At 71.2% G+C, this 13,306-nt stretch carries 12 protein-coding genes; 7 read left to right on the forward strand and 5 right to left on the reverse strand.

Annotated elements, in window-relative coordinates:
- Nucleotides 1-11 precede the first annotated feature (11 nt).
- Complete coding sequence (locus QF037_RS02200) at nt 12-971, forward strand: ThuA domain-containing protein (RefSeq protein ID WP_307021250.1); 960 nt, start codon at nt 12-14, stop codon at nt 969-971.
- Between the two features lie 26 nt (nt 972-997).
- On the opposite strand, the gene QF037_RS50830 is transcribed toward QF037_RS02200, so the two are convergent.
- Nucleotides 998-1,480 (reverse strand): toll/interleukin-1 receptor domain-containing protein, encoded by a 483-nt coding sequence (locus QF037_RS50830; protein WP_373463645.1) that lies wholly within the window; start codon nt 1,478-1,480, stop codon nt 998-1,000.
- Between the two features lie 696 nt (nt 1,481-2,176).
- Here QF037_RS50830 and QF037_RS02205 point away from each other — a divergent pair.
- A complete protein-coding gene (locus tag QF037_RS02205; protein ID WP_307021252.1) occupies nt 2,177-3,466 on the forward strand; it encodes a vanadium-dependent haloperoxidase in 1,290 nt (429 codons plus the stop codon).
- Between the two features lie 463 nt (nt 3,467-3,929).
- Nucleotides 3,930-4,370: an HAD family hydrolase gene (locus QF037_RS02210; RefSeq protein ID WP_307021257.1), complete on the forward strand. Its 441-nt coding sequence runs from the start codon at nt 3,930-3,932 to the stop codon at nt 4,368-4,370.
- A 98-nt stretch (nt 4,371-4,468) separates the two neighbouring features.
- Here QF037_RS02210 and QF037_RS02215 read toward each other — a convergent pair whose 3' ends face one another.
- On the reverse strand, nt 4,469-4,663 hold the full coding sequence (locus QF037_RS02215) for a hypothetical protein (RefSeq protein ID WP_307021259.1): 195 nt from the start codon (nt 4,661-4,663) through the stop codon (nt 4,469-4,471).
- Between the two features lie 273 nt (nt 4,664-4,936).
- Nucleotides 4,937-5,548, reverse strand: a complete 612-nt coding sequence (locus tag QF037_RS02220) for a TetR/AcrR family transcriptional regulator (RefSeq protein ID WP_307021261.1) — start codon at nt 5,546-5,548, stop codon at nt 4,937-4,939.
- A gap of 157 nt (nt 5,549-5,705) precedes the next feature.
- Between QF037_RS02220 and QF037_RS02225 the strand changes: the two genes are divergently transcribed.
- Genes QF037_RS02225 through QF037_RS02240 form a run of 4 tightly spaced genes read left to right on the forward strand, consistent with a single transcriptional unit; the run spans nt 5,706 to nt 10,591 of the window.
- Nucleotides 5,706-6,263 carry a (2Fe-2S)-binding protein gene (locus tag QF037_RS02225; RefSeq protein ID WP_307021263.1) on the forward strand — a complete coding sequence of 186 codons (558 nt, stop codon included), beginning with the start codon at nt 5,706-5,708 and terminating at the stop codon, nt 6,261-6,263.
- Complete coding sequence (locus tag QF037_RS02230) at nt 6,260-7,252, forward strand: FAD binding domain-containing protein (protein ID WP_307021264.1); 993 nt, start codon at nt 6,260-6,262, stop codon at nt 7,250-7,252. Before QF037_RS02225 ends, QF037_RS02230 begins: the two co-directional genes overlap by 4 nt.
- Nucleotides 7,249-9,366, forward strand: a complete 2,118-nt coding sequence (locus tag QF037_RS02235) for a xanthine dehydrogenase family protein molybdopterin-binding subunit (protein ID WP_307021266.1) — start codon at nt 7,249-7,251, stop codon at nt 9,364-9,366. Before QF037_RS02230 ends, QF037_RS02235 begins: the two co-directional genes overlap by 4 nt.
- Nucleotides 9,359-10,591: an XdhC family protein gene (locus QF037_RS02240; RefSeq protein ID WP_307021267.1), complete on the forward strand. Its 1,233-nt coding sequence runs from the start codon at nt 9,359-9,361 to the stop codon at nt 10,589-10,591. Before QF037_RS02235 ends, QF037_RS02240 begins: the two co-directional genes overlap by 8 nt.
- A gap of 390 nt (nt 10,592-10,981) precedes the next feature.
- Here the strand turns inward: QF037_RS02240 and QF037_RS02245 are convergent, their stop codons facing one another.
- Together QF037_RS02245 and QF037_RS02250 are read right to left on the reverse strand one after the other, a co-directional pair.
- Nucleotides 10,982-11,758: an Ldh family oxidoreductase gene (locus QF037_RS02245; RefSeq protein WP_307021269.1), complete on the reverse strand. Its 777-nt coding sequence runs from the start codon at nt 11,756-11,758 to the stop codon at nt 10,982-10,984.
- 417 nt (nt 11,759-12,175) lie between these two features.
- Complete coding sequence (locus QF037_RS02250) at nt 12,176-13,288, reverse strand: alkene reductase (RefSeq protein ID WP_307021271.1); 1,113 nt, start codon at nt 13,286-13,288, stop codon at nt 12,176-12,178.
- Between the last annotated feature and the right edge of the window lie 18 nt (nt 13,289-13,306).

Below are 13,306 nucleotides of genomic sequence, written 5' to 3' on the forward strand. Positions count from 1 at the left end.
GGGCAGCAAACATGCAGCGCTTCAAGCCGATCCACGCGGCGCTGGCCGCCGCTGCGGCCGCAGTCGCCCTGCTCCTGACCAGCACCCTGAGCATGGCCCAGGGCCGACTCGGCGTGGGCGCCCAGGAGCTCGGCGATCCCGACTACGGCGTATGCCGGGGTGTCGACGCCCGCTGCTATCACGACTGGGGCAACTTCGACGCCTCCCAGGGCCACAAGATCCTCCTCTACACCCGCACCGCCGGCCCCCGGCACGCCAACCTCGGCCCCGCCCTGGGCATGGGCCTCAACCCGACCTTGACCGCCTCGAACGTCGTCCAGAACGCAGTCGTCAAGCTCGGCGCGGACAACGGCTTCCAGGTCGACTACACCGAGGACGTCTCCCAACTCTCCTCCCCCGCGGCTCTGTTCCGGTACAACGCGGTCGCCTTCTTCTCCACCAGCCGCGACACCCTCGACGACGCCGCACAGACCTCCCTGCGCCAGTACGTCCGCGGCGGCGGAGGCTTCGTCGGCATCCACAACGCCTTCGGCACCGAGTACAACTGGCCCTGGTACGAAGGTCTGCTGGGCGGCGCCAACTTCTACGACCACGGTCCCGAGCAGTCCGGCACCGTGCTCACCGTGAACCGCAAGGACACCTCCACCAAGGATCTGCCCCGCACCTGGACCTTCACCGACGAGTGGTACAACCTCGTCCCCGCGCCCAGCCGGGTGCGGGTGCTCGCCGAGGTCGACGAGAGCACCCTGGCCAAGGGAGTGGCCGGCAACTACCACCACCCCGGTCACGGAGACGACCATCCCGTCGCCTGGTGCCAGTACTACGACGGCGGGCGGGCCTGGCTCACCACGCTGGGCCACGACGCCAAGGACTTCACCACCGACGGCTCCTACCCCGGCGCCGCCGAGTTCCAGAAGCTCATCCTCGGCGGCATCGAGTCCGCCATGGGCAAGAAGCCGTTCTGCAAGTAACCCACGGCACCAGAAGGGGAGTTCTACTACGGCGCCACGCTCATCCCGGACCTCGACCCCGCAACACACGCCCCGCTCCATGCATGCGGCCACCACCGCACAAGACACGACACGTCGCTTCTCATAGCTGCAGTGGGAGCGGGCCGCTCTGGGGAAGCCCAGCTCCTACCGCAGCGAGCTGAACAAGCCCTCCCGCGACGGTCTCCCGCACGAAGGTGACCGATCTTCCCCTGCATGGCCATCATCGCGGTCCACTCCGGGGTGGTGAACCGCTCGAGCTCGAAGTACGCGGGCGAGAACAACGCCAGCAGCCAGCCCCGCTCGAGCGCGGCGTTCATCTTCAGGATGAAGTTGTCACCTCCACCCCAGTCCCAATAGTCCAACTCCACCTGCAGGCCCGCGTCCAGGAGCTGCCAGGCGATCCACTCCGCCCACGCCCGATCCGCACCCGCATGACTGATAAACCACACCTGGTCCGACGTGCCGTCAGACGCCCCCGCACCCCTCATAGGGTCCCCTGCACCGTGCCGCCGTACGCCACCAACCAGCCTATGACCAGCGGCCCTTGACCGGCCCCACGTTCACCCGCATCCATTCCGGGCCGTCGGGCAGGGCCCGGGTGGGTCCGCGGCGCACGCCGTCGACGCGAACCCGCTGTCCTGCCCCACGAAACAGCACCTCGACAGAGCTGCGCCCGCCAAGACGGGGGAGCCTGGCGGGCGCACCAACAGTGTGGCATGCGAGGGCCGGATGTTCGCCAGGAACGAGGAACGCAGGCGCGCCGAGGCCGAGAAACGCCGGTCGACGCCCGAGTACAGCCAGAAGGAAATGCGCGCGTGCCGGAGGTGGGGCCGCGCGGCCGGCCCCACGGCCAACGCGGCCACCGCCTCCGGCGCCCAGCCGCCGACTCCTTGCCGGCGGTCGAACTGCCGAACGGCTGCGACACCACCGACCGGCGGCGTTCGAGACGGCTGGATGGATCGGTGGAACCTGGCCCCCTCCTGGCGCATGCTGCTGGCAGCGACGTGCTGTCAGTCGTCGTGGCAGGCGCCGAGTCAGCCGTTCTGCGTCTGCGCACCCGCGCATTCGTCGCCGAGTGACGGACATCCGGGTGTGCACCCCGTCGGATTGTCGATGTAACGACAAAACCGGCCCCTGCCGAATAGGCTCGGCCAATCTGTCACCGACAAGCCCATGGGGGTCTCGTGACACAACGCCCGCTCGCCGGATCATTCAGAGGGTTACGCCGTATCGCGGTTCTCACCGTACTCACCCTGACCGTCCCGCTGACGGCCACCACCGCCGAGGCACACAGCAGCGTGGAGGCCACCCCGGGCAATCCCGTCATCGCCTGGAACATCCACGCCCAGACCGCCATCTACGACACCGCCAAGCAGTCGCCCACCACCAGCACTCGCAGCTTCGCCATCGTGCAGGGCGCCGTGTACGACGCGGTCAACGCCGTCGCCGGCCGTCCGTACGAGCCCCTGGTCAGCGCGCCCCGCAGCCGCCCCGGGGACTCCACCGCCGCCGCGGTGGCCGCGGCCGCCCACGACACGCTGCTGTGGCTCTTCCCCACGCAGGCCCAGTCGCTGAACGCCCGCTACGACGAGGCGCTGGCCGCGATCCCCGACGGCCGCGCCGAGGACGGCGGGGTGGCCGTCGGCAGGGCCGCCGCCGCGGCGATGACCGAGAGCCGCCATGACGACGGATTCGACCCCACCGCGCCGTGGACCGTCGGCACCGAGCCGGGCGAATACCGGCTCACCCCACCCGGCTACGTCAACGTCGGCGCCTGGGTGCCGAACCTGAAGCCGTTCGTCGTCCCCGACTCCGGCGCCTACCGGGTCAAGCCCCCGCCCGCCCTGACCGGCGCCGCTTGGGCCCGCGACCTGAACGAGGTCAAGAGCCTTGGCGCGGCCACCAGCACCGTCCGCACCCAGGACCAGACCGAGGCGGCGATCTGGTGGGACGACCCCCGCATGGTCGAATGGTCGATCACCCGGCAACTCGCCGGCGCGCACCACCTCAGCAGCCTCCGGACGGCCCGGCTGCTCGCCATGGTGTACGTGGCCTCCGCCGACACTCTCATCGCCTGCTACACGGCCAAGGCACACTGGAACTTCTGGCGCCCAGTGACGGCCATTCCGCTCGCCGGCACCGACGGCACCGCAGCCACCGATCCCGACCCGGACTGGACGCCGCTGCGGAACACCGCCCCGTCGCCGGAGTACCCGTCGGGCCACGCCTGCTTCACCACGGCGGTCATGACGGCCCTGGGGTCGTTCTTCGGCCGTGACGACCTCACGTTCGCCGCGTACAGCCCCGCCTCCGGCACGACCCGCCACTACGACAGCCTTCGGGCGGCGACAGCCGAACTCCTGGAGGCGCGCATCTGGGCCGGCGTGCACTACCGCTTCGCCTCCGAGCACGGGCACCGGCTCGGGCTGGCGGTCACCCGCGACGTCCTCAACCGCGCCTTCCAACGGCGCTGACACGGCCGTTTCTTCCACCACCGCCGGGAGGGCAGCTCGGGACAGCACCGACACCAGGACGGCAACCGAATCCAAGCTCAGCGGGGACGGACCGCGGAGAGGATGACTGGTCTCCGGCCAGGACATGGTGGTTGTCGCGGGCAGGGTGCAACACTGAGCATCCCACGGAGTTCCTCGTGCGACAGAAAGATCTTGGTCGATCTCCTGACTACGGGGAACTCCGCTGCCACGTGAGACTTTCGCCGGACAACCACCCACATCGGGGCAGAGTTCACACAGCCAGAGCCCCTACAAACTCGCCCCCCAACGCCCGCCACCTGCGGTAACACGCCAAGTAGCCCGCATTGCTTGTCAGACAGCGATGCCAGCCGACCTCCAGGCCCCGATCGGCTCGCCGTACGCCGTGCGGAAGCCGCTCTGGTGAAGGTCGCCGACGGGGCGCAGCCGATGCCCGGTGCGGCGGATGTGGTCGCAATTCTCGCCGCCAGGGTGCCGGTCGCGGTGGCTGGCAACGGGCCTCGCGTTCTCCTGGGACAAGTCACTGGCGCACGGTGGCCTCTCCCGGTGGCTGCCGATTACGGTCTCGGGCGACGACGTCGCCACGCCCAAGCCGCACCCCGCCTGCTACCTCGCCGCCTGCGCGGCACTCGGCATCGAGCCCGGCAGCGCCCTGGCTGTCGAGGACTCCCCGGTCGGCGCCCGTGCAGCCCATGCCGCCGGGATGACCGTGCTCGGCGTGGGCACCCTGGCCCTCGGGCGTACGTGCACGCTCACGTACCCGCCCTCGACGATGCGGCGCTGCGCCGCTGGCTCGCTGGTTGGTGAGCGGCAGCGCCCAGACGTGCCAGGGCGCAGAAAGCGAACACGCCGCGAGCCGACTGGAGTTGCGGGCACGGCACGTTGACTGCAGCGGCTCTGATTACAGTTCCCGCCCAGGAAAACGGGTCCTTGGGCGTGCTCTGCTCGCCCGCGCGCAGACCGTCGCCGCGCGCATCGCCGCCCTCACTCACACCCCGGCCACAGCCCCGCCAGCTGATCACCGGCAGTCGGCGGGCATCGGCCGACCACAGTGCCGTGCGCTCCCGCCGGCGCCCAGAAGCCGCCGTTCTCGTCGTATCCGAGCAGGAGAACGCGATGGTCAACGTCGAGGAGGATGGCGCGGGCGGCCTCCCTCATCGGCGGAGTGGAGGTGGTCATGCCCCGAGAGCGCCCGCACGTTCGACCTGCCCGCCGTGCGGGAGGCCGCGGCGCAAACCGTGGATACGCTGTTCGCGTACGTGGAGCACATCATCCGGGTGCACCCCTTGGCCGAGGGCATAGGCATCGCCGCCCCGCGGATAGGCATGGGCCGCGCGGCCGCCGTCGTCCAGCCCCCGGCGAAAGGATCGGCGCCATCGTGCTGCACAACCCCCGCGTCACCGCCGCGCGCACGGACTGGGTGTCGATGATCAGGCCGGAACGCACCGCGCCTCACAGCCGACCTGATCCGAACGACGGGCCCTGACGTCCGGGCGCCCCCGCGCGCAATCCGTCCATGACGAGATCCAGCAGGCGGGTCGCCTGTGGCTGCCAGTTCTCGTGGGGAGCGAGCTGCCACAGGCCGGCGATGGCCAGCATGAAGTCGTCGGTCGTGACGCCGGGACGGATCGTGCCCGCCTCCTCGCAGGCACGGAGCAGGAGGTCGGCCGCGTCGATCACCGGGGTGTGGCCCGGCTTCGCCGCCTTCCCCGACGAGGTGTTCAGGGCCTGGCGGATCGCATCCCCCAGGCCGGCCTTGGTCATCGCGAACCGGGCGAGGTGGTCCATCCACGCGCGCAGCGCACGGTCGGGTTCCCCGCTCTCCAGCAGCACGGACGCGGTGTCGGCGACCTGCTGCACCTCGTGGCGGTAGATCTCGAGTACGAGCGCCTCGCGGTTGGGGAAGTTCCGGTAGAACGTGCCCTGGCCGACGCCCGCCTTCTTCGCGATCGCGCTCAGCGGGGTGTCGGCTGCCCGGGAAAGCTCGGCGAGGGCCACTTCCAGGATGCGTTCGCGGTTGCGCTGCGCGTCCGAGCGCAGGTGCGGGTCGTTCTTCTGCCCCACTCGTCCTCCTCGCCTGCTCGTGTCCGAAAAACGGCCCTTGAGAAACGGACAGTTGTCCACTACGTTCGGACCGGGAGCGGACAGTTGTCCGCTTGAGCTCACTCTAGCGTCGGATTGACGCCCCGACGTGTCCGGGATACGCGAAAGAAGGCTGAACATGGTCCCAGCCCCCTCGTCGACGTCCAGCGACATCACCCTGAACATCAACGGCGAGAAGCACACCCTCCCCGTCGACCACCGCACCACCCTGCTCGACGCCCTGCGCGAGCGCCTCGACCTGACCGGTACCAAGAAGGGCTGCGACCAGGGGCAGTGCGGCGCCTGCACGGTACTGCTCGACGGGCGCCGGGCGGTGTCCTGTCTGCAACTCGCCGTGGCCGCCGAAGGACGCGAGATCACCACCATCGAGGGCATGGCCGAGGGTGACCGACTGCACCCGGTGCAGCAGGCGTTCCTCGACCTGGACGGCTACCAGTGCGGCTACTGCACCCCCGGCCAGATCTGCTCGGCGATCGCGGTGATCGAGGAACACGCGGCCGGCTGGCCCAGCGCCGTCACCGACGACGTCCGCCCCGAGGCCGGACCGCCACCCCTGAGCACCGAGGAGATCCGGGAACGGATGAGCGGGAACCTGTGCCGCTGCGGCGCGTACGTGTCGATCGTCCAGGCCGTGGCCCGGGCAGCGGAAGCGAAAACCGAGGAGGCGGCAGCGTGAGGGAGTTCGCATACGACCGGGCCCTCGACGTCTCCGGCGCCCTCGCCCTGCTCGACGCCGACCCCGACGCCCGCTTCCTGGGCGGCGGCACCAACCTCGTCGACCTGATGAAGACCGGCGTCGAGCGGCCCTCCCGCCTGGTCGACGTCCGCGAACTGCCACTGGACGGCATCGAGGTGACGGCGGACGGCGGCCTTCGGATCGGCGCGACCGTCACCAACAGCGACCTCGCCGCCCACCCCGAAGTCCGGCGCCGCTACCCGGCGTTGGCCCAGGCCGTGCTGGCCGGCGCATCCGGTCAGCTGCGCAACATGGCGACCGTGGGCGGCAACCTGCTCCAGCGCACCCGCTGCGGCTACTTCGCCGACGTGACCAAGGCCTGCAACAAGCGTGTGCCTGGCAGCGGTTGCCCCGCGATCGAGGGCGAGCACCACAACCACGCCATCCTGGGCGCCTCCGAGCACTGCGTGGCAACCCACCCCTCGGACATGGGCGTCGCGCTGACCGCCTTCGACGCGGTCGTCTCGTACGAAACCGCCGAGGGGCCGGGAGAGTTGCCCCTCGCCGAGTTCTACCTGCCGGTCGGCGACACCCCGCACCGCGAGACCGCCCTGCCGCCGGGCGCGCTGATCACCGGCGTCACCCTGCCGCCCGCTCCGGTGGCCGCCCGCTCCCGCTACCGCAAGGTGCGCGAGCGTGCCTCGTACGCCTTCGCCATCGGCTCGATCGCCGCCGCGCTCGACGTCCAGGACGGCGTCGTACGCGAAGTGCGCCTCGCCTTCGGGGCGGTCGCCTCCCGGCCCTGGCGGGCGACGGCGGCCGAACACGTCCTGACCGGGGCGCCCGCCGACGCCGGGGCCTTCGCCGCCGCCGCGGACGCCGAACTCGCCGCGGCGAAGCCGCTGCCGCACAACGCATACAAGGTGACCCTCATGCGCAACCTCGTCGTGGCCGTGCTGACCGAACTGGCAGAGGAGGCCGCCCGATGACCACCGCCCCCACGGCACGCGAGAACGCCGTCGGCACCGCGCACACCCGCGTCGAGGGCCGCGACAAGGTCACCGGCGCCGCACGGTACGCCGGCGAGATCCCGTTCGCCGACCTCGCGCACGGCTGGCTGGTGCTGTCCACGGTCGCCCGCGGCCGCGTCCGCTCCATCGACACCGCCGACGTCCTCGCCATGCCTGGCGTGATCGCCGTCCTGCACCACGGCAACGCCCCGCGGGTCGAGACCGGGTACGTCGGTCTGCTGGGCGTCCCGGACCCGACCGCGGCCGTCTTCCAGCACGACCGGGTGCCGCACGCGGGCTGGCCCGTGGCGCTGGTCGTCGCCGAAACCTCCGAACAGGCCCGGGAAGCCGCCGAAGCGCTGGTCGTGCACTACGAACAGGAGCCGCACGACGTCGACTTCACCGGCGAGCACCCCGACGCGTACCCGGTCGACAGCCACGGTCCGGCGGTGATCGAGAAGGGCGACCTGGAGGCCGAACTCGCCGCGTCCGCGGTCGTCGTGGACGCCGAGTACACCACCCCGGAAGAGCATCACAACCCGATGGAGCCGCACGCGGCGACGGCCCGCTGGGACGGTGGCCGGCTCGAACTCGTCGACTCCAACCAGGGCACCTTCTGGGTCGCGAGCGAACTCGCGAAGATATTCTCGCTCGACCCGGCCTCGGTCCGGGTGCGTTCCGAGCATGTCGGCGGCGGCTTCGGCAGCAAGGGGGTCCGTGCCCACCAGGTGGCCGCTGTGATGGCCGCGACCGAACTGCACCGCCCGGTACGGGTGGTCATGACCCGTCGGCAGATGTTCTCGCTCGCCGGCTACCGCAGCCCCACCCGGCAACGCCTGCGGCTCGGCGCCGACGCCGACGGCCGGCTGCGCGCGCTGGAGCACCGTTCCCTGAGCGCCACCTCCACCGTGCACGAGTTCATCGAGTCGGCCGCCGGCCCGGCCCGGACCATGTACGGCGCCGACGCCCACCACACCGCCAACCGGCTCGTACGACTGGACGTGCCGACCCCGACCTGGATGCGCGCGCCGGGCGAGGCGCCGGGGTCGTTCGCACTGGAGTCGGCGTTCGACGAACTCGCCGAGAAGTGCGGCCTGGACCCGATCGAACTGCGCGCCCGCAACGAGCCCGCGACAGGCCCTGTGTCCGGACTGCCGTTCAGCGGACGCAACCTGATCGCCTGCTTCCGGGAAGGCGCAGGCAGGTTCGGCTGGGCCGACCGCGACCCGCGCCCCGGCCTGCGCCGCGAGGGACGCTGGCTGCTCGGCACCGGCACGGCCGCCGCCTCCTTCCCGGCCGGCGCCGCGCCCTCCACGGCGGCGGTGACGGCGGAGGCGGACGGCACGTTCACCGTGCGGATCAACGCCGCCGACATCGGCACCGGCGCGCGGACCGCGATGACGCTGGTCGCCGCCGACGCCCTGCGGACCGCGCCCGAACAGGTCCGCGTACACATCGGCGACAGCGACCTCGGATTCGCGTTCATCGCCGGCGGCTCGATGGGCACCCGCTCCTGGGCGTGGGCGGTCACGATCGCCGCAGAGGAACTGCGGGCACGGCTCGCCCTCGGCGCCGGCATCCCGCCGGAGGGGATCACCGTACGGTCGGACAGCACCGAGGCCATCGGCGCCCTCACCCAGAAGGAACGGCACTCCTTCGGCGCCCAGTTCGCCGAGGTCGCCGTGGACCCGGCCACCGGTGAAGTCCGCGTGCGCCGCATGCTCGGCATCTTCGCGGCCGGCCGGATCGTCAACCCGCTCACCGCCCGCAACCAGTTCGTCGGCGGCATGACCTGGGGCATCTCCATGGCCCTGCACGAGGAGGCGGTCCGCGACCGGGCCCTGGGCAGCCACTACGGCGCCGACCTCGCCGGCTACCACGTCGCCGCCCACGCCGACGTCCCGGCCATCGAGGCGGACTGGATCGACGACCCGGACCCCGAGGACCCGGTGGGCATCAAGGGCATCGGCGAGATCGGCATCGTGGGCGCGGCGGCGGCCGTCGCCAACGCGGTCTGGCACGCGACCGGCGTACGCCACCGGGACCTGCCGATCCGCCCCGACCGGGTCCTGACGGCAGGCGTCCATGCTTGACCTCGCCGAGGAACTGCACCGCTGGACGGAGGAGGGGCGCGCGTTCGCCGTCGCCACCGTCGTGGCCGTCGGCGGCAGCGCCCCGCGCGGACCCGGCGCCGCCCTCGCCGTCGACAGCGAGGGCACGGTCATCGGCTCGGTCTCCGGCGGCTGCGTGGAGGGAGCGGTGTACGACCTCTGCCTCCAGGCGCTGCAGGACGGTGAGACGGTCGTCGAACGGTTCGGCTACAGCGACGAGGACGCCTTCGCGGTCGGGCTGACCTGCGGGGGGATCATCGACATCATGGTCACCCCGGCCGGCGGGGACGCGCCCGTGCGGCCGGTGCTCCGGTCGGCCCTGTCGGCCGCCGCCCGGGACAAGCCGGCAGCCCTCGTCCGCGTCGTACGCGGCCCCGCCGAACTCCTCGGCACGGCACTGCTCGTGCGGCCGGGCGAAGCGAGGCGGGGGTCTCCCCGGGCGGAGTCCGGGGCAGGCTCGTACGAAGGCGGTCTCGGCGGGCAGGCGGAGCTGGACCGTACGGCGGCCGGCGAAGCCCGCGCCCTGCTGGACGCCGGCCGCACCGGCACGGTCGAACTGTCGGCGGACGGCTCGCGCTGCCCCGGCGGACTGACTTTGCTCGTCGAGTCGAGTGTGCCGCCGCCCCGCATGATCGTCTTCGGGGCGATCGACTTCGCTGCGGCACTCGTACGGATGGGCAAGTTCCTCGGCTACCACGTGACCGTATGCGACGCCCGCCCCGTCTTCGCCACCAGAACCCGCTTCCCCGAAGCCGACGACGTCGTCGTCGACTGGCCGCACCGCTATCTGCGAGGCACCGCGACCGACGAGCGCACGGTGCTGTGCGTGCTCACCCACGACGCCAAGTTCGACGTGCCCCTGCTGGAAGCGGCCCTGCGGATACCGGCCGCCTACGTCGGCGCGTTGGGCTCACGGCGTACACACGCCGACCGTGAGCGACGGTTGCGCGAAGTGGGCCTGAGCGACGGGGAGTTGTCCCGACTGCGGGCGCCGATCGGCCTCGATCTCGGTGCCCGCACACCCGAGGAGACCGCCCTGTCCATCGCCGCGGAGATCGTCGCCACCCGGCGGGGCGGGACGGGCACACCCCTGACCGGGTCCGGTAGGCCGATCCACCACGAGGAAACGGACAACGCGGGGACCGGCCCCGGCCCCTGGGCGCGGAGCAGCGTACCGACGCGATCGTCCGTGCCGAGCCTGCGGTAGTTGGTGGCCATGCGCCGTGACGTGCGGGTGGACCGTACGGTCCAGCCGCCCTGACGGCGGCGCCGGTGGCGGTCGCCACCGGGGCGTCGGTGACAATCTGCCATCACACGCAAGGCGCGGGCCGAATCGCAGGCAATCCGGCCGCGGTTGCCGTCGATGTACAGCGCCGTACCCGGATCCAGCACTTCGCGCGACGCACGGCGGACGTCTTCGACACGTGACACGTCCTGGATGTACGGCTGCACGCCAACGGGCTGGTGTCGCCGCTCACCTCCGACACCGCGAACCTGACGGGCATCGCCCCAACCCACGGGGTACTGCTCGGGCATCACGACGTGGCCGGGGCAACCACAAGTACGACAGCTCGGACGAGCAGAAGACGCAGGAGATCTACTCCCTGATCGACCGCCATATGCGGGAAGCCGTCCGGCACTGAGGAAAGGGCGGTCGCCGGCCGTCCCCACGACAGCCGGCGACATCCGATCTCCGTGTTCTTGTCAGACGAGGGGCGGGCGGGGTGATCTCGAACTTCTCGGCGTTCTCCATGAGTTCGCGCCATACCTTGGGCGCCACGGGAGTACCGTGCTCGGCCCGTTCCACCGCCACGGCGGCACTGCGCTCGCCCGGGTAGTACACGCCGTCGGCGCCGTCGGCGACCGGCAGACCCTTAAGCGTGGACAGCGTGGACAGCGTGGCCTCGACGCCCTCGGCGAAGCCCTGCGTACCGCCGAAGGCGGTCGGGTCGAGGGCGATGAGCAGGGCGTGCTGGCGGTGCTTGCGGCCCCCCGGGTCCCCCGAGTGGAACGCGGCGAAGATCGGCGCGCCGACCAGGACGCTGGTGAGCAGTTCGAAGGCCAGCGACATGCCGGACCCCTTGGCGCCGCCCAGCGGCAGCGCCATGACCGCCTTCTCGGGGTCGGTGGTGGGGGTGCCGTCCTCGGTGGCGGCCGCGCCCTCGGGCAGCGGGGTGCCGCTGGCCTTCGCCTGGCGGATCTTGCCCGGCGCGATGGTGGCGGTGGCCATGTCCAGGAGCAGCAGGGCGTGAGCGGACGCTGTATCCGTCGGTACGGCGAGGGCGAGAGGGCTGGTCGACGGCGAAGCCCAGCCTGGTGGCGCCGCTTTCGTTAACCAGCCCGTCTCGTCGCCGGACAGGGTGAAGTAGTCCACCACCCCGTCCGGACCCAGATCCCGCCCCGCTGACAGCCGCTTTCGTCACCCCCGTCCCCCGCGTTCGGGCTGAACGGTATGCGCGCCGGTGTATAGCGGGGACGGATATCGGCGAAGGACTCCCTTCGGAAGGAGGACCTGGTGGATGGGCCGCTACCGAAAAACTGTCATAGGCATCAGCTGTGGTCGAAGGCCGCCGCGGTGGCCACGCACGAGAGCGATGTGCTCGACGAGGTCACCGAAGGCAGGCTGCGGACCAGGAACCTGCGGAACCGTCAACGCCCTGACGGACCAGACGGTCCTCGAGCCGGTGATCGCCGGTGTGACCGCGGGCTCAAAAGGCGCGGGCACAGTGTCGCCGGTCGGGCGCCTGAAGGGTGAGTGCGGCTGCCGCATGGACAGGCGTGACCGTGGGCCTCAAGCCGCTTCGCGGAAGGGGTAGTCGGTGTAGCCCTCGGCGCCCGGCCCATAGAACAGTTCCGGCCGCGGCTCGTTCTCCGGGTGGCCACCCTGCCAGCGCTCGACCAGGTCGGGGTTGGCGATGAGGGCCCGGCCCACGACCACGGCGTCGGCGTAGTCGGCCTCGATCTGCTGGAGCGCCTGCTCGCGGGTGGTCTGCCCCCCGAAGGGGCCGCTGTTGACGATCAGCTTGCCGCCGAAGCGCCGCCGCAGCTCCTGTACCAGCTCGCCGCCCGGCTCGGCGTGCAGTACGGAGAGGTAGGCCAGGCCCAGCGGGCGCAGTTGGTCGAGCAGGGTGCCGTAGGTGGCCAGGACGTCGTCCCGGTCGGTCTCGAAGACGTCCCCGAGGTCGACCTCCGGCGAGATCCGCAGCCCGACCCGCTCGGCACCGACAGCCTGGGCGACCGCCGTAACGACCTCCACCACGAAGCGGGCGCGGTTCTGCGGCGAGCCGCCGTATCCATCGGTGCGCTGGTTGGCAGCCGGGGAGAGGAACTCCTGGAGCAGGTAGCCATTGGCGCCGTGGATTTCCACGCCGTCCGCTCCCGCCTCGATGGCCCGGCGGGCCGCGGCGACGAAGTCCTCCACGGCTGCCCGGATCTCTGCGGTGGTCATCGCTTCCGGTACGGGGTAGGGCTGCTCGCCCTTCTCGGTGAACGTCTTGTTGTCGATGGCGATCGCGCTGGGGGCGAGGATGCGGCGGCCACCGTTGATGTCGGGGTGGGTGCCGCGGCCGGCATGCATGATCTGCAGGACGATGCGGCCGCCCTCAGCGTGCACCGCCTCGAACACCCGCTGCCAGCCGGCCGCCTGCTCGTCGGTGGCGATGCCCGGCTCACCGACATACCCCTGCGACGCGTGGTCGGGGTAGGTGCCTTCGGTGATGATCATTCCGACGCTCGCCCGCTGCCGGTAGTACTCGACCATGAGGTCCCCGGGGATGCCGGAGGAACCGGCCCGGACCCGGGTCAGCGGCGCCATGACGATGCGGTTGGCGAGCTCGATCTTCCCGAGAGAGACGGGGGAGAAAAGTGACGGAACAGGCGAAACTTCTGAAGTGTTGACAGGCATGAGTTTCCTTCTGCAATA

Origin of the sequence: Streptomyces canus (assembly GCF_030815415.1) — a bacterium.
Taxonomy (GTDB): Bacteria; Actinomycetota; Actinomycetes; order Streptomycetales; family Streptomycetaceae; genus Streptomyces; species Streptomyces canus_F.